At 64.4% G+C, this 22,957-nt stretch carries 17 protein-coding genes; 11 read left to right on the top strand and 6 right to left on the bottom strand.

The window, feature by feature from the left end:
* The first annotated feature begins 101 nt into the window (after window positions 1–101).
* The 8 genes from IT350_15155 (at window position 102) to IT350_15120 (ending at window position 10,063) form a co-directional block, all read left to right on the top strand.
* Window positions 102–494, top strand: a complete 393-nt coding sequence (locus tag IT350_15155; GenBank protein ID MCC6159387.1) for a cytochrome c — start codon at window positions 102–104, stop codon at window positions 492–494.
* Between the two features lie 36 nt (window positions 495–530).
* Window positions 531–1,250 (top strand): hypothetical protein, encoded by a 720-nt coding sequence (locus IT350_15150; GenBank protein ID MCC6159386.1) that lies wholly within the window; start codon window positions 531–533, stop codon window positions 1,248–1,250.
* Between the two features lie 50 nt (window positions 1,251–1,300).
* On the top strand, window positions 1,301–2,443 hold the full coding sequence (locus IT350_15145) for a hypothetical protein (protein MCC6159385.1): 1,143 nt from the start codon (window positions 1,301–1,303) through the stop codon (window positions 2,441–2,443).
* A 37-nt stretch (window positions 2,444–2,480) separates the two neighbouring features.
* A complete protein-coding gene (locus IT350_15140; GenBank protein MCC6159384.1) occupies window positions 2,481–3,125 on the top strand; it encodes a hypothetical protein in 645 nt (214 codons plus the stop codon).
* An 11-nt stretch (window positions 3,126–3,136) separates the two neighbouring features.
* Window positions 3,137–3,535, top strand: coding sequence for a hypothetical protein (locus IT350_15135; protein MCC6159383.1), 399 nt, complete (start codon window positions 3,137–3,139; stop codon window positions 3,533–3,535).
* Window positions 3,536–3,768: 233 nt separating this feature from the next.
* The gene (locus IT350_15130) at window positions 3,769–5,964 is read left to right on the top strand and encodes a PAS domain S-box protein (protein MCC6159382.1); all 2,196 of its coding nucleotides are present in this window, start codon (window positions 3,769–3,771) and stop codon (window positions 5,962–5,964) included.
* A gap of 74 nt (window positions 5,965–6,038) precedes the next feature.
* Window positions 6,039–9,467, top strand: coding sequence for an indolepyruvate ferredoxin oxidoreductase subunit alpha (gene iorA, locus IT350_15125; protein MCC6159381.1), 3,429 nt, complete (start codon window positions 6,039–6,041; stop codon window positions 9,465–9,467).
* A complete protein-coding gene (locus IT350_15120; protein MCC6159380.1) occupies window positions 9,464–10,063 on the top strand; it encodes an indolepyruvate oxidoreductase subunit beta in 600 nt (199 codons plus the stop codon). The genes iorA and IT350_15120 overlap by 4 nt, the downstream gene beginning before the upstream one ends.
* A gap of 13 nt (window positions 10,064–10,076) precedes the next feature.
* On the opposite strand, the gene IT350_15115 is transcribed toward IT350_15120, so the two are convergent.
* The 6 genes from IT350_15115 to IT350_15090 form a co-directional block, all read right to left on the bottom strand.
* Window positions 10,077–11,117 carry a P1 family peptidase gene (locus IT350_15115; protein MCC6159379.1) on the bottom strand — a complete coding sequence of 347 codons (1,041 nt, stop codon included), beginning with the start codon at window positions 11,115–11,117 and terminating at the stop codon, window positions 10,077–10,079.
* A 198-nt stretch (window positions 11,118–11,315) separates the two neighbouring features.
* Window positions 11,316–14,702 (bottom strand): FAD-dependent oxidoreductase, encoded by a 3,387-nt coding sequence (locus IT350_15110; protein ID MCC6159378.1) that lies wholly within the window; start codon window positions 14,700–14,702, stop codon window positions 11,316–11,318.
* Between the two features lie 17 nt (window positions 14,703–14,719).
* Window positions 14,720–15,688 (bottom strand): cysteine synthase A, encoded by a 969-nt coding sequence (gene cysK / locus IT350_15105; GenBank protein MCC6159377.1) that lies wholly within the window; start codon window positions 15,686–15,688, stop codon window positions 14,720–14,722.
* Window positions 15,689–15,816: 128 nt separating this feature from the next.
* Entirely contained in the window at window positions 15,817–17,463 is a 1,647-nt protein-coding gene (locus IT350_15100; protein MCC6159376.1) for a glycerol-3-phosphate dehydrogenase/oxidase, read from the bottom strand.
* Window positions 17,464–17,507: 44 nt separating this feature from the next.
* The gene (locus IT350_15095; protein ID MCC6159375.1) at window positions 17,508–19,325 is read right to left on the bottom strand and encodes a phospho-sugar mutase; all 1,818 of its coding nucleotides are present in this window, start codon (window positions 19,323–19,325) and stop codon (window positions 17,508–17,510) included.
* A complete protein-coding gene (locus IT350_15090) occupies window positions 19,322–20,029 on the bottom strand; it encodes a haloacid dehalogenase-like hydrolase (GenBank protein ID MCC6159374.1) in 708 nt (235 codons plus the stop codon). The genes IT350_15095 and IT350_15090 overlap by 4 nt, the downstream gene beginning before the upstream one ends.
* 246 nt (window positions 20,030–20,275) lie before the next feature.
* Here IT350_15090 and IT350_15085 point away from each other — a divergent pair, with 246 nt between their 5' ends.
* The 3 genes from IT350_15085 to IT350_15075 all read left to right on the top strand — a co-directional run bounded on the left by IT350_15085 (window position 20,276) and on the right by IT350_15075 (window position 22,912).
* Entirely contained in the window at window positions 20,276–20,737 is a 462-nt protein-coding gene (locus IT350_15085) for a hemerythrin domain-containing protein (GenBank protein MCC6159373.1), read from the top strand.
* A 398-nt stretch (window positions 20,738–21,135) separates the two neighbouring features.
* Window positions 21,136–22,449 carry an OFA family MFS transporter gene (locus tag IT350_15080; GenBank protein ID MCC6159372.1) on the top strand — a complete coding sequence of 438 codons (1,314 nt, stop codon included), beginning with the start codon at window positions 21,136–21,138 and terminating at the stop codon, window positions 22,447–22,449.
* Window positions 22,450–22,468: 19 nt separating this feature from the next.
* Complete coding sequence (locus IT350_15075) at window positions 22,469–22,912, top strand: hypothetical protein (GenBank protein MCC6159371.1); 444 nt, start codon at window positions 22,469–22,471, stop codon at window positions 22,910–22,912.
* Window positions 22,913–22,957: the final 45 nt, after the last annotated feature.

The following is a 22,957-nucleotide window of genomic DNA, read 5'->3' as shown; positions in this document are numbered from 1 at the left end:
CGGAAACGGTGCGAATATTATTGGACGAGCACCTCTTTTTCCTTGCGCGCGCGCGTACCGTTTGGTATAAAACTGCCTTGAATTTTCCTTGGAGTGACCCCATGAAATTCCATTCGCGGTTCTTAGCCTTGTTCGTGACGGCGATGTTCCTGGTCGTGTCGGTTTCCGCTCTCGCCGCGGACGATCCCCTCGAAAAACTCATGAAGGGCGTCGGCAAGAGCATGAAGACGATCAAGGCCGCCGTGCAGGGCGGTCAGACGGCGGGCATCGCCGAAGCCGCGAACTTCATTGCCGCTGAAGTCCTGAAATCGAAGGACCACGATCCGCCGCAGGCAAAGGATCGAAAAGCGGAGATTCCGGCTCTTTCCGACGAGTGCGCCGCCGCCGCCAAGGCCCTCGCCGCGGCCACGACGCCCGACGACGTGCAGGCCAAGTACAAGGCCCTCGGCGCGTCGTGCAAAAAGTGCCACGACATCTTCCAGCCCGAAGAATAGTCGCGCACCACAATTTGCTCATACGGGGCGGGAGTCATGGCGATGGACGAAACCGCGCTCGCGGCCAAAGGGCGTAAACTTCCCGGTGCGTTTTTCGCGCTCGTGGTCGGTCTTGGCTATCTGGCCGCGCTGACCAACCTGTTCCTCACGCACCACGACGCCGACCTGAAACCGGGTCTCGGGCCGGGCGACATCGTCGCCCGGTACCACGGCGATCCGGCGGTGACGCGCCTGTCGTACATGGCGACCGGCTCGATGCGCAAGCATTTCAAGGGAAATGCGGACGAGTACCGCGCGCTCATGGACTGGGTCGCGGCGGGCGGCAAAGAAGACGCCTACGAACCCGTGGGCGAGATCATCGAAGCCCGCTGCGAGAAGTGCCACAGTGATATCGGTAAGGCGAGCTTCGCGCCGATGACGTCCTATGAGGAGGTCGCGGTTTTTCTCGCCCCCAACGAGGGCATCACGTGGCAGCGTCTCGCCATGCTGTCGCACCAGCATTTCTTCGGCATGGGCCTGCTGTGCCTGTCGCTCTCGCTGATCCTCTGGAATCAAACCGGCTACCCGGCCAGGCTCAAGATCGCGCTGACGTGTCTCGGGTTCATGGGCATGATCGGCGACATCGGCGGCTGGTGGCTCACGAAACTCGCCGCCCCCTTCGCGTTTGTCACACTGGGCGGCGGGGCGATGACGGGGATGTTTTTCGGCCTCGGCATCGTGCTCGTCTGGTACGATCTCGTATTTCGAAAAACCTGACCCGGCTTCGTTTCCCATTCGGCCCGCCGCGTGCGGGCGGGGGTAAGCACATGCGCGATCGATATCGGTTTCTCGGTCTGCTGGCCGCGGGCGCGTTGGTCGCCCTGGTCTTGATGCCCTCGGTTGGAGCCGCTCGGCCCGAGTTCGCCGCCCGGCAAAACGAGACCTGCCTCAAGTGCCATTACACGCCGATGGGCGGCGGCATGCGCAACGACCGCGGCGTCATGGCTGAGCAGAAACTGTCGCTCAAGGCGACGAAGGAAGCCCTGGAAGACTACAAGGACTATACGGAGTTCGACCCCGCGCTGAACGAAACGATTCGGCTCGGCGCGGATCTGCGTGTGATGTGGCACGACATCGCGGAGGACGAGAACCAGCCCAGCGAGGACGCGGCCTCCACCTTCTACACCATGCAAGCGATGGGCTATGTCAACGCGCGGCTCCTGCCCATCCTTCAGTTCACGGGCGGCTACGACGTCGCTCAAAACCTGATGGAAGGCTGGGGCATGATCGACAACCTGCCCGCGGGCATGTACCTGCGAGCCGGCCGGTTCATCCTGCCCTACGGTTTGCGCATGGACGACCACACGCTCTTCACGCGCTCGGTCATCGGCTTCGGTGTCGCGTCGCAGGACAGCGGCGTCGAAATCGGCATCGCACCGGGTCCGTTCTTTCTCACGGCCGCGCTCACCAACGGCAATCTCGGCGAGCAAGCGATGGACCGCGACGGCGACTACTACGCCGTGACGGGCCAGACCGGCGTGCGTTTCTGGAAGATGGGGCTCGGGGCATCGGGATTCCACAATGTGCGCGACGGATTCACGCGCGACATCTATGGGCCCTGGTTCACGTTCGGCATCTGGCGACTCGCGTTCCTCGGAGAATTCGATTTCGTCGCACAGGAAGTCGACAACGTCGCCGACCCGACGAAGGAAGACAAAATCGCGTCCGCGGCGTCGTTCATCGAAGTCGAGGCGAAGATCATCGACGGTCTCTACGCGGTGGCCCGGTACTCGCACTTCGATCCCGATCTGGAGGTGGACGAGAACTTCGTGGACCAAACGATGGGCGGAATCACTTTCTACCCGATCCCCTACGTCCACACGATGTTCCAGTTCCGCCAGAACCGCGAAGCCGATCCGCTGAGGATCAACAACGACGAGATCATGATCCAGGGTCACGTGTTCTTCTAGAACCCCGTTCGGGCCTCGCGCCCGTTGGAGAGACGCCATGCGAAGGTTCTCGATCTTGTTCGGGGCGGCACTGGCCACGGCCTGGTGGATCGCCGCGGTGAGTTGCGACGACATCAACGTCGGCAGCGACGACAGCGCGAAAATCCGCGCGGGCGAAGCGCCGGCCGACGACGACGCGGCGGCCGACGACGGCGATTCCACCTCGGGCGCGCTCGCCTGGAACGGCACCGCCGGACAATTCTTCTCTCGCTACTGCGTCGCATGCCACGGTCCGGCGCCCATCGACGGAGATGCCCCACGCCTCGACTCGTACGACCGCATTACGGACGAACTCGGCGAGGTGAGGGAAACGATTGCCGAGGGCGAAATGCCCGAGAACTACAAGTATCCGTCCGCCGAGCAAATCGGTCAGGTCGTCGCGTGGGCGAACGCGGGCGCGCCGCAATCCGGCTGGAGCACGGTCGGCCCGATCCTCGACAAGTACTGCGTGTACTGCCACTCCAACCCGACGAATGCTTCGGCGCCGTTTGCGCTCGACAACTACGAAGACGCGGCGGACGAGGCGGAGGATGTCGCCGAGGAGATGGATGAGGGCGGCATGCCGCCCGAGCAGCCCATGCCCACGTCGGAAGAGATCGATCTGTTCTTCGATTGGATCGACGCCGGCGCGCCGGAAAACTGAGGAGGGGCATCATGACGAATCGAATTCACATAGCGCTTTGCGCGGCGCTGGCGTTCGCGGGATTCGGGTTTTTCGCCGCGTGCGGCGACATCGACATCGACAGCGACACGGTCGACGCGCAGGGCGGCCCGGCCGGCGGCCCCTCCGGCGACGGCGGAACCGCCTCGGGCGACGAAACCTGGACGAACTTCGCGGAAGCCTTCACGCAGACTTACTGCGTGCGCTGCCACGGCGATCCTCCCTCCGGCGGCGCACCGTTTGCACTCGTGACCTACGACGACATGGTCGCCCAAGCTGCGGGTTCCGCGTCCGAGGTCCAGTCGGGCGGAATGCCGACGTCTTCGCCGTTCCCGACCGCCGATGAAATCGCGAGTTTCGTGGCGTGGGTCGAGTCCGGCACTCCCGAATAGGTGTGGGATCATCCAGAAAAACTGAAAGGCCGGGTTCGCGCCCGGCCTTTTTGTCTCGAAAAAATTCGATGCGTTGCTTCTATCTTTTCTTTACACGACGAATTGTGGTGTGCTAATGTCCAAAATGATTTGATCTCAAAGTAATCGTTTGCGGGAAAAGGCCGGCACCGGGCCAGCCAACGCCCCCGGGGCCAAGGGAGTCACCGAACCGTTGATCGAGGGGATTTGACGGCTTGGTTGCGCTTCTGACGATCTCGATCATCCTGCAGTTTCTCGCTGCCGTGATAGCCCTGCGCCTCATCCGACAAACGGGCGTCTGGCCGGCGTGGGTGCTGATCGCCTGCTCCGTTTCGCTGATGGCCGTGCGTCGATCGCTCGTGTTGTCTTCCGTCCTTTACGACGGCGTCACGACACCCGTCATGTGGACCGGCGAGATCGTCGGACTGTTCATCACGGTTCTCATGATTTCAGGATTGTCGTCGATCCGGCCGATGTTCCGCGCCATGCAGCGATCGGAACGCGAACTCACCGCCGAGCGCAACTTCGTCACGACAGTTCTCGACACGTCCGCCGCGCTCGTCGTGGTCCTCGATCGCGAGTCGCGCATCGTGCGTTTCAACGGAGCTGCCGAGCGCGTGACCGGGTACAAGGCCGCGGATGTCTATGGCAAGTACCTCTGGGACCACCTGCTAATCGATTCCGAGGTCGAGCGCGTTCGGCGCGGCGTCGCCAAGTTGTTCTCCGGGCGCACTCAGGGCGTCGCGGCGAATCATTGGCGTACGAAGTCCGGCGAGCTGCGACTGATCGAATGGACGAACACCGTGTTGCGCGGCGAGGACGAACGGATCGAATACATCATCGGCACGGGAATCGACGTGACGGAACGCCAGCAGGCCCGTCAGGCACTCACCGCGTCGGAAGACCGATACCGAACCCTGATGGAGAGCGCGAGCGACGCCATCGTCGTTGCCGACGCCGAATCCGGAACGATTCTCGACATCAACCGCAAGGCCGAGCGCCTGCTCGGCAAGAGCGCGACGGACCTCGTCGGACGCAATCAGACCGTGCTCCACGCCGAACCCGACCGCGAACGTTACCGTTACCTGTTCAAGGCCATCTCGCGCGGGGAGATCACGCAGGATGTCGATTCCACGATCCAGCGCTCAGACGGATCGGTCGTCTCGGTCGCCATCAGCGCGGGCGTGAGCGTGCTCGACGGGCGAAAGGTAGTGCTCGGCATCTTTCATGACATGACCGAGCGCCAGCGCATCGAAAACGAATTGCGTGAGAGCGAACGGCGGTTCCGGCACATGAGCTATCACGACGAACTCACGGGCCTTCGCAACCGGTCGTTCTTCGACAAGGAAATGGCGATCATCGATCGCGACATGGAGACGATCAAACCGGTCAGCGTCATCGCGATCGACGTGGACGGCCTGAAGACCGTCAACGACTCCTACGGTCACCGATCCGGCGACGAGGTGCTCGTTTCGACGGCGAAAATCCTCACCTCGGCATTCTCGGGCAGCGACATCGTCTCGCGCGTGGGCGGCGACGAATTCGCCGTCATCCTGCCGGGCGTGGACTGGCTGACCGCGGTGGAGAAGGGTGAGGAGATCAAACGCGCGGTGGCCGAGTACAATCGCGGGCGCCCGAATCTGACCATCAGCCTGTCGCTCGGTGTCGCCAGTTCGTTCCCCGATCGGCGCGAGTCGATCTACGAGATTTTTCAGCGAGCCGACGACAAGATGTACAGCTACAAGCTCACGCAGGCCACGAGCACCAAGAGCCGTCTCGTGGATATCCTCATGTCGGCGTTGGCTGAACGCGACCGCAATACCAGTTCGCACATCGAGCGGCTCGTGGTCATGTGCTCGATGATGGCCGAGCGGATGAATCTCGACGATCAGAAGAAGCGCAATCTCATTCTGCTCGCCCGCATGCACGATCTGGGCAAGGTCGGCGTGCCCGACGAAATTCTGTTCAAGCCCGGCAAGCTCACCAGTGAGGAGCTGCCGAAAATGCGCGAGCACGTCATCATCGGCTACAACATCGCCCTGCGTTCCAAGGAACTGCGCCACATCGCCGATCTGGTTCTGCATCATCACGAATTCTGGAATGGCGAGGGGTATCCCAAAGCCCTTGCCGGAGAGTCGATTCCCCAGGAGTGCCGCATTCTGGCGGTGGTGGACGCCTATGACGCCATGACCAGCGACCGTCCCTACCATCGGGCGGTGGGCAAAGACGAGGCCTTCACCGAATTGCGCCTCAAGTCCGGTACGCAGTTCGACCCGGCGATGGTCGACATCTTCGTCGCGCTGATGCAGTCCGTTCCGATGCTGCCCTACCACCAGCCGCCGACCTCCGCGAAGGTCCTCGACCTGCACAAGCCCGATAAGCGCGTCACCAGACCCGCGAAAATTGTTTGACACGGCCGCGCGTGGCTACGTAGAGTGATCGGGCGGCATCGACCGCCTTTGTAGATTTTCCTTGGGTGATTTTCGTGGCTCACGCACTCCTTTCGACCGAACCCGGTCGGCGACTCCTCCTGCTCGGCAACGAAGCCATCGTTCGCGGCGCGCTCGAAGCCGGTGTCGGTTTCGTCTCGACGTACCCGGGTACGCCGTCCTCGGAAATCGGCGACACCTTCAGCGATCTGGCCGCTGAAGCGGGCGTCGTCTTCGAGTATTCGGCAAACGAAAAGGTGGCGCTCGAAGTCGCGGCGGCCGCGGCGTCCGCGGGCGTGCGCGCGCTGGTGGCCATGAAACATGTCGGCGTCAATGTCGCCGCCGATCCGCTGCTCACGCTCGCGTACATCGGCGTGCGCGGCGGCCTCGTACTCGTGAGTGCCGACGATCCCGGCTGCCACTCCAGCCAGAACGAGCAGGACAATCGTTACTTCGCGCGCATGGCGAGCCTGCCCATGCTGGAACCGGCGACTCCCGCAGAGGCATACGCCATGACGCGTCTGGCGTTCGAGTTGTCGGAGCGTGTCGAGCTGCCCGTCATCCTGCGGACCACCACGCGCGTCAGCCACACCCGGGCTCCGATCGCGATCGGCGAACGGATGAAAGCCATCGCGCGCGGAGAGTTCATCCGCGACCCCGCGCGATTCGTCATGGTGCCGGCCAACGCGCGCCGGCGGCATCCGGTACTGCTACGCCAACTCGCGAAGGCCGACGCCGAACTTGCGAATTCGCCGCTGCACCTCGAGTACGGGTACGGGCGCGAACTGGGGATTGTCACCACCGGCGTCGCCGCGTGCTACGTGCACGATATCGTTCGGGGCTGCGACCTCGAATCGCGCGTCAGCGTGTTGAAGGTCGCGACGACGCACCCCCTGCCGCGCGCACGATGCGCGGAATTTCTGAGGCGTTTCGAGACCGTGCTCGTCGCGGAGGAACTCGAACCGATTCTCGAAAACGATCTCAAGGCTATCGCGTGTGACGAGCGTCTCTCGATCCGCGTCCTCGGAAAAGGTTCGGCGCATTTCTCGCGCCTCGGCGAATTCGATCCCGACGGTGTTCGAGACGCGATCCGCGCCGCGCTGGGCGACATGCCGATCGATGCGAAACCGCTCCCGGACGTCGCTATACCGCCCGCGCCGCCGCGCCCGCCGATCCTGTGCGCCGCCTGCCCACATCGCTCCACCTATCTGCTCGTGCGCACCGCGATGGGCGAAGGCGCGGTCTACATGACCGACATCGGTTGCTACACGCTGGGGTTCGCGCCGCCGCTCTCCATGGGCGATTTCTGCCTGTGCATGGGTTCGTCGATCACCAAGGCATCGGGACTCTCCTCCGTATCCGATCAACCCGTCGTCGCGTTCATCGGCGATTCCACGTTCTTTCACTCCGGCGTCGCGGGCTTGGTGAATGCGGTGCACAACCGCCGCTCGTTCCTTCTGGTCGTGATGGACAACGGCACGACCGGTATGACCGGCCACCAGCCGCACCCGGGTGCGCAAACCGACGCGGTGGGTTCGCGCGACGTGATGATGGACGACCTCATTCGCGCCGCCGGCGTCGATCATCTGTGCGTGATCGATCCGGGCGATTTCGGCGCGTCGCTCCGTGCGATCGAGGAGATCAAGTCGAAAGAGGGCCTTCGCGTCGTCATCGCGCGCAGTCCGTGCCCGCTCTATGCGCGTAAGGAACTCGGCATCGCGAGGCCGGCGACGAAATACGAGGTCGATGCCGATCTGTGCCGCGCGTGCGGCCGCGAGGGTTGCGGCCTCGCCTGCGGGATGCCCGCGTCGCCGGAATCGGAGCGCGCGCGGGCGACTCGGCGGATCACCTCGGAGGCCGATACGCTGGTCGGGGTTCTCGCCGAGCCGTCACCGAAGATGGAACAGGCGCCGTGCCAGGAGACATGCCCGGCGGGGATTTGCGTGCAGGGATACGTGAATCGCATCGCCGCGGGCGAGGACGACAAGGCGATGGAACTCATCCGCCAGCGCGTCGCGTTGCCGGGCATGCTCGGGCGCATCTGCGAGCGCCCGTGCGAGGTGCCGTGCGTGTACGGCGACCACGGCGACCGCATCGAGATCAATCGTCTCAAGCGCTACGTCTCCGATCGGGAGACGCGCGAGCAACGCGCCTTGTACGCGAGTTCACTCCTCGCGAAAATCGTTCCGACGGGTCACGCGGTGGCAGTTGTCGGGTCGGGCCCAGCGGGGCTCTCGTGCGCGTTCGATCTGCGGGTGCGCGGCTACGACGTCACGGTCTTCGAGGCCGAATCCGTGCTGGGCGGCATCCCCGGTTGGGCCGTACCGGAATTTCGTCTGCCGCGCGTCGTCATCGATCGGGATCTCGAAGTGTTTCATTTGCTCGGGGTCGAGTTCCGAACAGGTGTGCGCATCGGGATCGACGTGACGCTCGGCGAGCTGAAGTCGGACGGCTACGACGCAATCTTTCTCGGCGTCGGCGCGCGGTTCGGTGCGCGGCTCGGCATCGACGGCGAAGATCTGGCGGGGGTCGAAGACGGACTCGCGTTCCTTCGCCGCGCCCGACTCGGCGAAAACCTAGCGGTCGGCCGTCGCGTCGCGGTCATCGGCGGCGGCAACTCGGCGATCGACGCGGCACGCACGGCGGTCCGCCTGGGCGCGCAATCGGTGAGCGTGATTTACCGACGCGGTCGTGACGAATTGCCCGCCGATACGCACGAGGTCGCCGAGGCGGTGGAAGAGGGCGTCGAGTTTCGATTCCAACTCGCGCCGATGTCCGCGCGGGGAACGGGCCGGGTCGAGCGCTTGACGTGCGCAAAGACGAAACTTGGGGAACCGGATTCGTCGGGGAGACGCAGAGCCGTGGTCATGCACGGTCAGAACGTCGATGTGGAAACCGATCACGTCATCGTCGCGGTGGGGCAGCGTCTCGACGGCCAGGTGAGCGACCTCGTCGGCGTCGATCGGCGGGGATGGATCGCGGTCGAATCCGAAAACGGGGCGACGTCGGTGACGGGAGTTTTCGCGGGCGGTGACGCGGTGAGCGGCCCCCGCAACGTGGTCGAGGCCATCGCCGCGGGTAAGCGCGCCGCGTGGGGTATCGATCGATATTTGACGAATGGTGCTCGGCCTGTGCTGCCGGAGCCCGTGCGTCCGCTTCCGAGCGCGGAAGCGCCGCGCTACCGGCCGCGCGGGCTGCGTCCCGAGCGTGCGGCCGAGGTGCGTCGCGCGCCGCTGCGCGGTGAGACGGCCTTCGACGAGCGCGAGCAGACTTACACGGTGACCGAGGCGCGCGTCGAAGCGCGGCGGTGCTTAGCGTGCGGACTGTGCGCGTCGTGCCGGAACTGTCTCGACAACTTCGGATGCCCGGCGTTCTACGAAAAAGACGGGCGCGCCGCGATCGATCCCGCGCTGTGCGACGGGTGCGGCGTGTGCGTGCAGGTGTGCCCCAACGGCGCGATCCACGCGCGGCAGGCGTTCGCATGAGCGGCGTGAAGATCTACATCGCGGGCGTCGGCGGGCAGGGCAGCCTGACGTTCTCGCGTCTGCTGGGCGAAGCCGCGCTCGACGCGGGGCTCGGCGTCGTTGTCTCCGAGGTGCACGGCATGTCGCAGCGCGGCGGCGTGGTCGAGAGCAGCGTGCTCATCGGCGACTACGAGTCGCCGCTCATCGGCTCGGGCGACGCCGACATCGTCGTCGCATTCGAGCCGGCCGAGGCGCTGCGCGCGGTCTCGAAAATGTCGGCAAAGACGTTGGTGCTTGTGAATTCGCGCAAAACAATACCCTTCACCGTCACGCTCGGCGCGGCCGCGTATCCCGATCTCGAATCCGCGTTCGAAACCCTGCGCACATTGTGCGAGGGGCTGTATGTCATCGACGCGGCGGGCCTCGCGGCGAAGGCGGGTTCGGCGATGGCGGTCAACATGGTCCTGATGGGAGCGCTCGCGGCGCTGGGGCGTTTGCCGATCGGCACCGAGGGCATGCGCGCGACGCTCGGTGAAAAGCAGCCGGCGCGATTTCGCGAGACGAACGACGCCGCGTTCGAACTCGGCCGCCGCGCGATCGCGCACGCGGCTTCCTGAAATCGCGGACGTCCTACTTCAACGCTCTCCACGTGCGCAGGATCTCGAGCGTGCGCTCCACCGGAAGTGCCCGCACCGTACGGCCATCGCGGCCTGTCATTTCGGTGGCCATGAAGATCGAATTCACGATCGCTTCCTCGGTGGCCTCGGCGACGGCGGCGAAGAGCGGCGTGAGGTGATCGTTCGCCACGACGGTTCCGCCCGTTCGCGTCGCGCCGTGGCGAATGCGCAACTCCGGCGCGGTGGAAAACGCGATCACGTAATCGCCGGAGCCGTGCGTGGAGATTCCGCCCGCGCGACCGAATCCCAGCATTGCCCGCACCGCGAGGCGGCGCAGCGAGACCGCATCGAGCGGGGCATCGGTCGCGACGACGATCATGCACGAGCCGGCCTCGACGTCCGTGTCGTCGAGCACGGCGGAGTGACGTTTCTTGAGTTCCGCCCCGACGGGCACACCCGCCACGGTCAGATTGCCGCCGAAGTTCGCCTGAACGAGCACGCCCACGGTGTAAGCGCCGAATCGCTTGGCGACGACCCGCGATGACGTGCCGATCCCGGCTTTGAACCCGAGCGCCCGCGTTCCGGTCCCGCCGCCGACACACCCTTCCTCGACCGGCCCATTCTTCGCGGCGCGGATCGCGTCGATGACGTGATCGGCCGTGACGTGAAGACCCTGAATGTCCGAAAGCTGTCCGTCGTTGCACTCTCCTGCGACCGCGTTGATCGACGGCGCGGATTCGTTGCCGGGCTGCGCCAGCGTGTGGCGGATGATGCCTTCCATGGCCGCGTGAATCGAGAGCGTGTTGGTGAGCGCAATCGGCGTTTCGATCGCGCCGATCTCGTCGATCTGCGTGAACCCCGCCATCTTTCCGAACCCGTTGGCCGCGAAAACTCCGGCGGGAACCTTCTCCTGAAACAGATTGCCGCCGTGCGGCAGCACCACGGTGACGCCGGTGCGGAGATCGTCGCCCTCGATCAGCGTGCGATGGCCGACGAGCACGCCGGAGACATCGGTGATCGCGTTGAGCGGACCGGGCGACATCTGGCCGATCATGATGCCCAATTCGCGTGCGCGCGCGCGACGCTCGATCGCGGGAGCGACAGCCAATCCAAGGCAGAGGACTGACGCAAACACAATCAAGGCGAGCACAAGTTTCACGCGGTCCTCCAGCGAGGCGTGGATCCGAGATTCGTGAAGGATTCTCGCGGGGGCGGCACGCCGAGGCAAGAGCCCCGCGCGCTCGTCCGGGGCTCAGTCGCGCGTGGGCGCGGCGACGGCGCGACCGGGCAGAAACTGCACGCGGGCCGCCGTTTTCTGAACGACATCGGTCTTGCGCACCGTGATGGCCTCGGTCGGGCACACGCGCAGGCACGCGCCGCAGCGGATGCACTCGTCGCTGTCGATCCAGATGTAGGTGCCGTCGCGAGGCATGGGGGTGTCCACGTATTCCTCTGCGATGCCGCGATGGTTCTCGAACAGGTAGCTCACGCGGTGGATGCAGTTGCGCGGCATGACCTTGATGCACCAGTCGCAGTGGATGCACCGGTCCTGATCGATCTCGTACTTGTGGTTGCACAGATAGCACCGGTGCGCGGCGAGCTGCGTCTGGCTTTCGTCAAAACCGGTCTCCACTTCGGCGTTGCCGCCGCGCGCCGCGACGGGGATGACCGGCATGTGCGGCGCGGGCAGCAGATCCATGTCGCGCACGCGGCCCGTGCCGAGAATCTGGTCGGCCACGAGCTCGATGGCGACCTTGCGTGCAAGGCGCTTTTCTCCCGTCAGATCCTCGTCGATCGCGTCGGCGAGCGCCTTGCCGTCGGCGACGGCGTGGATCACATCCAGGCTGCCCGTGTGAAAGTCGCCCGCGACGAAGATCTTCGGGTGCGTGGTGCGCCCGGCTTCGGTGATCGTCACGCCGTCCGGCAAGATCTCCATTGTTCGGCTTTGCCCGATCGCGAGGATCAGCGTGCGGCACGGAACCTCGGAGTCGCTGCCCGCCACTTCGATCATGCGCGGCTTGCCCGAACCGTCCCGGTCGCGCGCGAGCACGTTGCGGCGGAACACCACCCCCGCGAGCGCGCCGTTGACGAGCCTCGCGGCGACGGGCGTGACCAGCGTGTGGATGTCGATGTCCTCGGCGCGGATCTGCGCAAGTTCGTCGGTATTCGCCGACATGTTCTCTTCGTTGCGGCGGTACATCATCGACACGCGTCCCCGCGCGCCGAGCAGACGCCGGGCCGCGCGCACGCAGTCCACCGCCGTGAATCCGCCGCCGATGACCAACACGTCGGGCTCCACCGCAATCGGATTGTCGAGGTTGTACGCGCGCATGAAATCGAGACCGGGCACGGCGAGGTCGTCGGGCAGGCCTTCGATGGGCGTGCGTTGCGGCTTGATGGCCCCGGCGGCGACGAGCACCGCGTCGAACTCACCCGTGAGTTTTCGCAGCCGTTCGCGATCGACGTGCTCGCCGGTGCGGACATGGACACCGGAATTCGTGATCGCGTTCACCTCATCGGAAACCACGTTGCGCGGCAGTCGGAAGGTGGGAATCCCCATGGTCATCATGCCGCCGAGGGACGCCTCGCGCTCGAAGACCGTGACGTCGTGACCGTATCGCTTCAGGTTGCGCGCGGCGGTGAGTCCCGCAGGTCCGCCGCCAATCACCGCCACACGACGCCCGGTTTCGCCGTACCACGCGGGCAGGGGTTTCGCCTCGCCCGTTTTGCGGTCGGCCGCGGAGCGCTTGAGGTGGCAGATCGTGACCGCGTTCTCGGTGCTCGTCCACTGATAGCGGCAAGCGCTTTCGCAGGGCCGCGTGCAGATGCGCCCGAGCACGCCGGGAAACACGTTGTCTTCCTGATTGATGAGATAAGCGCCGTCATGATCGCCCTCGGCGATCTTGTTAATATACTCAGGCACGTTCGTCTTCGCGGGGCATGCCGCCTGGCACGGCACGTCCTTGGCCACGATGTCGAAGTCTTTTTCCGATTCGGCGTCACCCGAATAGATCGAATTTTCGAGCAGCGCGGGCGCGGGCTCGTAACCTTCGGCCAGTTGGGTGACCACCGCGCGAAACGGCGTCGCCCCGACCCGTTCGACGCACTGCGCGAGGGTCTCGTCGCCCTCGCGCAATTCGAGAAACCGGTCGAGCACGCGGGCCGTCGCGAGCACGCAGTCGGCCATCTTGAATTCGCCGATGACGCGACCGAAGCGGTGTTCCTCGCCGCCCACGCGCATCTCGTACCCCTCGACGCTGCCTCGGCGTTCGCGGATGCGCATGCCGCGAAAGCCGATGTCGGAGATGCGAAACGGCGAGCAGGAATTGGGGCAACCCGTGATGTTGACGAGCACGGCGTCGCGGATCGCGGCGTATTTCGGCAACTGCACGACGCTTTGCAGCAGGTCGTAGAGTTGGTGCGTGCGCGTGACGGCGAGGGGGCAGTATGTGGTGCCGACGCACGTCACCACGTCGCGCAGGCCGTAAAACCCGTCGGTCGCGAGTCCGAGTTTCACGATCTCGGACTTGACCTCATCCGCTCTGTCCGTACGCACGCCGTGCAGTTCGATATTCTGCCGGTTCGTCGTGTAAACGAACTTGTCGGCGTAAATTTCGGAGAGTTCGGCGAGCCGGCGAAGCTGGTGGTGCGTGACTTCGCCTTTGCGGCACTGGGCGCGCACGACGGCGAGGCCGTCGGTGCCGACGGGATCGGGCTCGGTGAGCGGACGCGCCGGCCATGCGGGACCCGAGTCCTCGACCGGGGCAAATTCGAGCCGGCTCGTGTCGACGCCCTCTTCGCGCAGGATGCCGAGCAGCAGTTCGCGGCACTTTTCGATACCGTAACGCTTGACCACGAATTTCAGGCGCGATGTCGCGCGATTGAAGCGGTCGCCGTGGTCGCGGAACAGGATGCCGATCGCGCGAGTGACCGCGACGATCTGATCGCCGGGAACGAAGCTGAACGCCTCCTGCGCCACAAACGCCTTCCAGCCCATGCCGCCGCCGATTTTAACGCGGAAGCCGGTTTCTTCGGTCCCATCGGGACGTGTGCGCTGAATCGCGATATTGCCGACGCAGTTGATGTGCGGCTGGCCGCACGCCGCGCCGCAACCCGAAAACGAGACCTTGAATTTGCGCGGCAGATTGTCGAGATCGCGACAGGCCGAGAGGGCGCGCGCGGTTTCCTGTGCCAACGGCAGGACGTCGATGCGCCGATGCGGGCAGACAGAAGCCATGGGGCAGGCGGCGACGTTTCGCGTGACGTCGCCGCATCCATGAAACGTCGTGAGACCGCCGTCCCGAAGCTCGCGCAGAAAATCGGGGATGGCGTAAAGCTTGAGCCAGTGCAGCTGAATCGATTGGCGCGTCGTCACGTTGACGTAGCCCTGGGCGTACTTTTCGGCGATGTCGGCGATGGAGCGGATCTGTCGCGACGTGTGTTGCCCGCCGGGAATCACCACGCGCGCCATGTGGTTGCCTTCCTGACGGCTCGTATATACGCCGTACCATTTGGCGATCTGCACTTCCTCGGCCGAGATCTTTCCTTTTCTCGCGATCTCGTCCCAGTCGAGGGTCAGACCCGCGTCCTTGATCTCCTCGATCTCACTGCGCCGGATGAATTCGAGCTTTCGAGGCATGGAAATTCCGAGTCGAATCAGTCTTCAAAGTAGATGGGAGTGGACAGGTAACGCTCACCCGTGTCGGGGATGATGACGACGATTCGCCGTCCCTCTGTCTCGGGGCGAGAGGCGATTTGGTACGCCGCCGCCGCCGCCGCGCCAGACGAAATGCCGCAGAGCAGCCCCTCGGTCTTCGCGAGTCGCCGCGCGGTTTCCATCGCCTGATCGTTCGTGATCTGGATGATCTCGTCCACGATTCCGCCGTCGTACACGTCGGGGACAAATCCCGCGCCGATTCCCTGAATCATGTGGGGGCCCGGCGCTCCGCCGGACAGAACGGGGGACGTCGAAGGCTCCACAGCCACGACGCGCAGAGCGGGATTGCGGCGTTTCAGAATCTGGCCCGTGCCGGAAACCGTTCCCCCGGTACCGACGCCCGCCACGAACCAGCCGATGCGCCCGCCCACGTCTTCCCAGATCTCCTCGGCGGTGGTGCGCCGGTGGACCTCGGGATTCGCGGGATTCTGGAACTGCTGCGGCATGTATGCTCCGGGCAGCCGCGCGACAAGCCGCTCGGCCTGCGCGATCGCGCCCTTCATGCCTTCGGTGCCGGGCGTGAGCACGATCTCTGCCCCGAGCGCCTGCAGGATCTTGCGCCGTTCGATACTCATCGTCTCAGGCATGGTCAGCATAAGGCGGTATCCCTTGACCGCGGCGACCCAAGCCAACGCGATCCCGGTATTGCCGGAGGTCGGCTCGACGATCACGCCGCCCGGTTTCAGATGACCGTCGCGTTCCGCGGCCTCGATCATCGCGAGTCCGATGCGATCCTTGACGCTGCCGCCAGGGTTGAACGATTCGAGCTTGGCCACGATTTCGCCCGGCACGTCTGCCGCAAAGCGGTCGAGGCGCACCAGAGGCGTGCGGCCGACGAGGGCGCACAGGTCCGGCGCGATGCGTTCCGCCAACTGGTTTTTCGCGGCCTTCAACGGGGATGCGGTCATCTCTTAATCCCGACTATCTCTATTGGGTTAGTCAAGAATAGCGCGAGTATATGCGCCCCGCGTTTTGTCGTCAAGCGGTGGCGCACCGAATTCGTCGGAATGGTGACGAATACGCAATGTCTTTCGGATCAGGCTTCGTCGAAACCCCGTGACTGGAGTTTCGCGCGGACACCAGCGACCTCGGCGGCACGCTGTTCCGCATTCCAACCGAGGAGCCCCGCCATGTGATCGGCCACGAGGTCCACGGACGCATCGGGAACGCGGCCCATCGTGGCGAGGCCCGTCCGGCGAAAGAGGACGTCGTCGAGATGCAAAGCCATCTCGTCGTTCACCGCCATCTCGATCACGGCCAGCGTTTCGGGCTTGGTCTCGTCGATGGTCGCGGCGAGTTCGGGGTTGGCTTTCGCCTCGGCGAGGAACTTCAGCGTTCGCGATCCGTAATGCGCGAGCAGGATCGCGGCGTGATCGGAGTGGACGTCGTAATCGCGCATGATGCGCGTTTTCGCGCCGGCCCATGATCCGATCCGTCCGCCCGGCAGGATATGGCCGGCGGTCGTGCGCGACGGTCGGGGCATGTTCAGGTGCGTGCAGGCGATCTCGGTCAGGCGCTCCGCGAGGGCGCGGCTGGTGGTGTATTTGCCGCCGACGACCGTGAGCATGCCGCCGAGCCGGTTTTCTTTTTGATGATCGTAGATTTCGTACTTGCGCGACGCCTTATTCACGTCGCGCAGCGCCGTGTCGTTCTCGACGATCGGCCGCAGTCCGCCGTAGCTCCACTCCACGTCGTCGATGGTCAAATTCGCGGAGGGCAGGGCTTCGTTGACCTCGCCGATGAAGGTCTCGAGCCCCGTGCGTGTCACGCGGTATTCGTCGGGGTGTCCTTCATAGCGGGTGTCGGTGGTTCCGATCAGGCTGCGTCCGCGCCACGGGATGATGAAAAACACGCGGCCCGCTTTGGTGGTGAGCACGAGCGCGTGATGCTTCGCCAGTGGGCGAGTGATCATGTGAATACCTTGGCTGCGCACAAGCCGCTTCTCGTGTCCCTTCCCGAGCATCTGCGTGACGAAGTCGGCCCATGGCCCGGCAGCGTTAATCGTCATGCGTGCGGAAATCTCGAACTCGCGTCCGGTGAGCGCGTCGCGCACGACCGCGCCTTCGACCGTCTTGTTCGCGGTGCGCAGCGAGACGACCTCGGCGTAATTGGCCACCTCGGCGCCGTTTTCCATCGCGCCTTCGACGAACTCCCAAGTCAGGCGATCTGGACTCATCATCTGGCAGTCGTGATACACGACCGCGCCCGTGAGGTTGTCGCCCTTGAGGTCGGGCTCGCGCACCTGCGCTTCGCCGCGTGACAGACGGTTCCAGCGCGGCACCTTGCGATCGATGTCATCGAGTCGCGCCTTGTCGAAAGACAGGCGGTCGTAGAGCATCATGCCCGCGGTGAGCATCGTCAGGTTCGACGCCCCATGGCGATAGCACGGCACCATGAACGGAATCGGGGCGACGAGGTGCGGCGCGATGTATTCGAGAATCCGCCGCTCGCGCAGCGATTCGCGCACCAGACTCACTTCGAGCGTACGCAGATAACGCAGACCGCCGTGGACGAGCTTGCTCGTCGCCGCGCTGGTCGCCGAACCGAAGTCGCGGCGCTCGACGAGCGCGACCGAAAGCCCACGCAGGGCCGCGTCGTGCGCGGTCGCCGCGCCGGTGATGCCGCCGCCGATGACGAGCAGGTCATACGTTTTCTGGGAAAGTCGTTCGAGATCCCTCTTCACGCTCCACCTCCGCAAAACCCGGATAAATGCCAAATGGCCACGCGCTATTCGATCGAGTCGTCGATCTTTCGCATGGCGTCCATGATCGATTTCACGCGAGCCGAGCCCGCCTTTTTCGCGCGCGCCAGATCCGCGTCGCCGTTCACGGGCTCGTGCGCGGCCGCGTAGTGCTTGATCTTCGGTTCGGTGCCCGACGGCCGCACGGTGAGCCGTGTTCTTCCCGCCTCGTCGAACCACAGTTGCATCACGTCTCCGGTGAAGCCCTTGATTTTTTTCACGGCGCCCGTCGCCGTGTCGCGCGACGTGTTCGACTTGCGGTCGATCACGCGGTGAACGCGAAGCCCAGCGACGTTTTTCGGCGGATTCGTGCGAAGAGTGGCCATGATGCGACCCATGCGGTTCATGCCGTCCGCTCCGTGCAAAAACACCGAGAACTGATCTTCAGCGAAGAATCCGAATTCGACGGCGAGCTGATCGAGGTAGTCCCAAAACGTGCGACCCTCGGCGACGAGGCGCGCCATCATCTGCGCGCACGTGACGGCGGCCGCCGCGGAATCCTTGTCGCGCACGAAGGTGCCGCGCAGGAACCCGATCGATTCCTCGAAGCCGTACACGAAGTTTTCGTGTTCGCCCTTCGCTTCGGACTCGCGCAGGATGTCGGCCATGAACTTGAATCCGACGAGCAGATCGTCGGTGACACGCACGCGGAACTTTTCGCAGATCGCGCGCACGAGCTGCGTCGAGACGAGCGTCGTGAGGACGAAAGGCTTTTTCGGCATGGACTTGCGTTCGCGCAGGCATGCGAGCGTGAAGAGGCACAGCGCCGCGCCCATCTGATTGCCGGTGACGTAGCGGAATTCGCCGTTCGCATCCGGCGCGAACACACCGAGCCGATCGGCGTCGGGGTCCGTCGCCAGCACGATGTCGGCGCGGATTTGCTTCGCGAGTTTCACCGCCTCGCCCATCGCCGCGGGTTCCTCGGGATTGGGATAGTTCTTCGGCACGGTGGGAAATCCGCCGTCCATGCGGGTCTGCTCACGCGGCATGATGACGTCGGAGAACCCCATGGCGCGCAGCGCGGCGGGGACGATCGTCACGCCGGTGCCGTGCAGCGGGGTGTACACGATCTTCACGGCGCGCTCATCCGAGAGCCACAAGTCCTTGGGGAATCGGGCGAGATATGCGTCGTCGACTTCCTTGCCGACAAGACGCACCAACCCCGCCGCCTTCGCCTTCGCGATGGGCATCTTGCGGATCGCGGTCACGGTCATCACGCGGTCGAGAATTCCCTTGTCGTGCGGCGCGACGACTTGTCCGCCGTCGGACCAGTACGCCTTGAAACCGTTGTCGGTCGGCGGGTTGTGGCTCGCCGTGATGACGACGCCCGACGCGCATTTCAGATGACGAATCGCGAACGAGAGTTCCGGCGTCGAGCGCGGACCGTCGAACAGGTACACGCGCACGCCGTTTCCCGCGAGCACCGAAGCGGCGATCTCGCAGAACATTTTCGAATGAGTCCGCACGTCGTAGGCGATCACCACGCCGCGTTTGGCCAGAGCGCCCTTGGGGTCGGCGTCGAAAATGTATTGCGCGAGTCCCTGTGCCGATTCGGCGATGGTCCGTTCGTTCATGCGGTTTGTACCGACGCCCACCGTGCCGCGCCGACCACCCGTGCCGAACGGGATCGTGGTGTAGAACGCGTCGATGAGCGCCGTGGGACGCAGCATCGCGGCGACATCCTCGCGGTACGCCTTGTATTCCGGGTGCGTCAGCCAGCGGTGCGCGTTGGCGTGCGTCGTTTCGTCGATCTCTCCCGTTTCGCGAAGCAGGTCGAGCAGGCGCAGGGCGTCGGCGGCGTTCATGAGGGCACTCCCAGGGCGTTCAATGCCATTTCGGTATCGGCAAAACTGTCGAGCACGATGTGCGCTCCCGCTTGGCGTAGATCGTCCACCGTGAATTTCGTGGTTGCGACGCCGACCGACGTGACGCCGTTGTCGAGCGCGCAGCGCACGTCCATCGGCGTATCGCCGATGACATAAACGTGCGGCCCTCGACCGATCAGCCGGCCGACGTGCTCCTCGGCGCGGCGAATGGCCACGGGCGGCAGGTCGGAGCGATTCGCGCTGTCGGTCGAAAATGCCCCGAACGGAAAAAAGCGATTGAGGTCGAACCGTGTGAGCTTGATGCGCGCGGTCGGTTCGAAGTTGCCCGTCAGAAGCCCCATGACCACGCCGGGCGCGGCCGCGAGGCGTTCGAGCAAAGGCACCACGCCGGGCATCAGGTGTGCTTGCTTTGAAACCGGCATCTCGATCGATAGCTCGCGTCGATACTCCTCGGCAAGCTGGGCGATCGTTCCTGCTTCGTCGGAAATCTCCAGACCATGCCGCTCGAACAGCTCGCGAAAGATCATCGGGTCGGTCATGCCGTGCGGTTGAATGCCATCGAACGCATTGGCCACACCGAAATGCCGGACGAAGACCGTGTCGATGGCGCGGCTTCCGGCTCCGCCCGAGAGCATCAGCGTTCCGTCGAGGTCGAAGAGCAAGAGCTTGAAGGGGTGGGGCACGGTGCCGTCCCTGACAGGGCGACGCTTTGGGAAACGCCGAAATGGACGAGGTTCAATCCGGGACGGGACACGATCCGTCCACGATGAGCCTCCTCTTATCAGGGAAATGCCGGGGGGTAAAGAACCCGCTGTCGGCCGCGATCACGCAAAACGGGCGATATTTCGCGGTTTTGACGTGCGTCAACGACCCGAGCCGCCCGAGAGCGATAGTCTCACACAGCACACCACGACGCATGGAGACGACGAATGAAGATCACCGACGCCCTCCGCGGAGAACACGGCGTTTTTTACGCGCAGTTCGAGCGAATTCGCAAAGCTGTCGACGACAACGCATCGCTCGACGAGTTGCAGGGAGCGACCCGTGTGCTGGCGACCGCGCTGGTTTCGCACGCCATGCTCGAAAACAACCTCCTATTCGCGGCGTTGGAGCCCAAAATCGGTGGGATGGGACCGCTGGCCGTGATGCGTCACGAGCACAACGACATCGAGGGCGGTTTTCTGGAACTCGATTCAGTCAAGGACGCCGCCATTTTCAAGACCAGGGTTGTCGAACTCATGGACTATGCGGTGGACCACTTCGCGAAGGAGGAAAACATTTTGTTTCCCATGGCGGAGCGCGCCCTCGACGAGCTGCGTCTGTGCGAACTCGGCGCGGATCTGGCCGAGGCGCGCGGCGTGACGCTGGCCGACCGCCCGATGTGCGGATAACTCCGGGCCGAAGCAAAAAACGGCGGAATTTCTCACAAGATCCCTGACTGCGCTTTGACATTCCCCCGAGCCTCGCTTATGATCCATAACTGAATGAAGGTTCATTCATTCGGGTGATTGCCCGGGTTGACCCTTCGTTCCGGCGAATCGGCGTCCGGCGCCGCGTTCGCCGCCCGGCGTGGTTTGTGGATTTGCAATTTCCATCGGCGAGGTTTCCCATGTCCGCTCCCGCGAAAGTGATGAACCGTAACTGGGTCGTTCTCGGCGCCATCCTCGTGCAACTGTGCCTCGGCGTCATCTATGCGTGGTCGGTGTTCACGCCGTACCTCGTCCCCAAGGCCCCGAAAGAGGGCAAAGAAATCCTCGTCAAGGTGCCGGTGGACGGGGTCGAGGTGGGCATGATCGTGCCCAAAACCCCGGCCGCGAAACCGGGTGAGAAGGTCGTCGAAGCGACCGTGGGCGCGCAGACGTTCCAAGTCGCGGTTCCCGAGACGTGGAACGCGGGCGACCCGATTCCGGCTCTGAAACCCTCGCCGACGCAGATTTCCGCGTCCAAGGCCGGGTGGACGAAGGTCCGAACGCAGGTCGTGTTTTCCTGCGGCCTCGCGTTTTTCGCGATGATCATGGTGATGGCGGGACGCCTGATGCCCAAGTACGGGCCCCGCAAGCTCGCCATGGCGGGCGGCGTGGTGCTCGGTGCGGGATATCTTCTGGCCGGTCTGCTGGGTGCGCACAACTTCTGGGTGACGCTGTTCTTCGTGGGTATCGTCGGCGGTTCGGGTATCGGCCTCGGCTACGTCGTGCCGATCGCCGTCGGCATGCGCTGGTTCCCCGACAAGAAGGGGCTCATCACGGGTCTCGCGGTCGCCGGCTTCGGCTTCGGCGCGCTGCTCTGGGTCAAGTTGGGCGGTTCCTGGGCGCACCTTCTCGATATCATCGGTCTCAACGGAACGCTGATGCTCTACGGCGCGATCTTCGGCGTCGCGGTGCTGATCGGCGGAACCTTCATGGTGTTCCCGCCCGAAGGGTGGAAGCCGGAAGGGTGGACGCCGCCCGCTCCCAAGCCGGGCGCCGCGGCCACGGGTTCCGAGGATTTCACGGCGTCCGAGATGCTCAAGACGACGCAGTTCTATCTCATCCACCGGACCTTCGCCCTCGGCGCGAGCGCGGGCCTGATGAGCATCGGTCTGATGCAACTCTTTCCGATGGAAGCGCTCATCGGCAACGGTGTCGACCCCGAGCGGGCCAAGGCGGTGTCGGGAACGGCGATGGGCGTGTTTTTCGCGCTGTCGAACGGACTCGGCCGCATCGCGTGGGGCGCGATCAGCGACCGCATCGGTCGCAAGATTTCCGTCGTGACGATGATGGCGACGCAGGGCCTCGTGGTGCTCGCGTTCCCGTTCATGGCCGGCACGCCGTGGCTGCTGTATCTCGGCGCGACGCTCATCGGCTTCAACTTCGGCGGCAATTTCGCCCTGTTCCCGACGATCACCGCGGACACCTTCGGCACCAAGTACATCGGCCAGAACTACGGCTGGGTGTTCCTCGCGTACGGCGTCGGAGGCATCTTCGGCCCGATCATGGGCGGCAAACTCGGCGACATGGGCAACTTCCCGATCGCGTTCATGATCTGCGGCATCCTATGTCTCGACGCGGCCGCGGTCATCGCGACGGCGAAACTCCACCTCGAACACCGTCCGGAACACGTATAGGCCGGAGACGGAGGGCGCCATGGGACATCGCTGCGACGCGTGCCTCGTGACGTGCGAAGATTTTCGACTGCACCGCCGCCCGGACGGACGCGACTTCATTAGCGCGTTCATCGCGACGCTCGGCGTCGATTGCGACGTCATCGCTCGGGCCGGGGCGATTCACGATTTCGTTCACACGCAAAACGAACGGGGACAGGCGATCCTGCGCAGCGTCGAGGTCGCCGTCCATCTGCACGGCGTGAAAACGATTCACCTGGTCAATCATCAGGACTGCGGGGCGTACGGGCACTTCGCATTCCCGGGCGAAAAGGAAGAACTCGAGCGGCACCGGGAGGACCTTCTCGCCGCGCGCGAGCGTCTGATGCAGACGTTTCGCGGTGTGCGTGTTCAGGCGCATTTCGCGAGGCTGGTCGCGGGCACCGAGGATGAATGGGAGATGATTTCGGTCGATCCGCCGAACTGAGCGGATGGATCTGAATGCCGATGGATGCCCCGCCGGGATTCCGGC

Source organism: Deltaproteobacteria bacterium (assembly GCA_020845895.1).
In the GTDB taxonomy this organism is placed as follows: Bacteria; Lernaellota; Lernaellaia; order JACKCT01; family JACKCT01; genus JADLEX01.
Note: the sequence above shows the minus strand (reverse complement) of the source record. Positions and strands in the feature narration are given on the sequence as shown.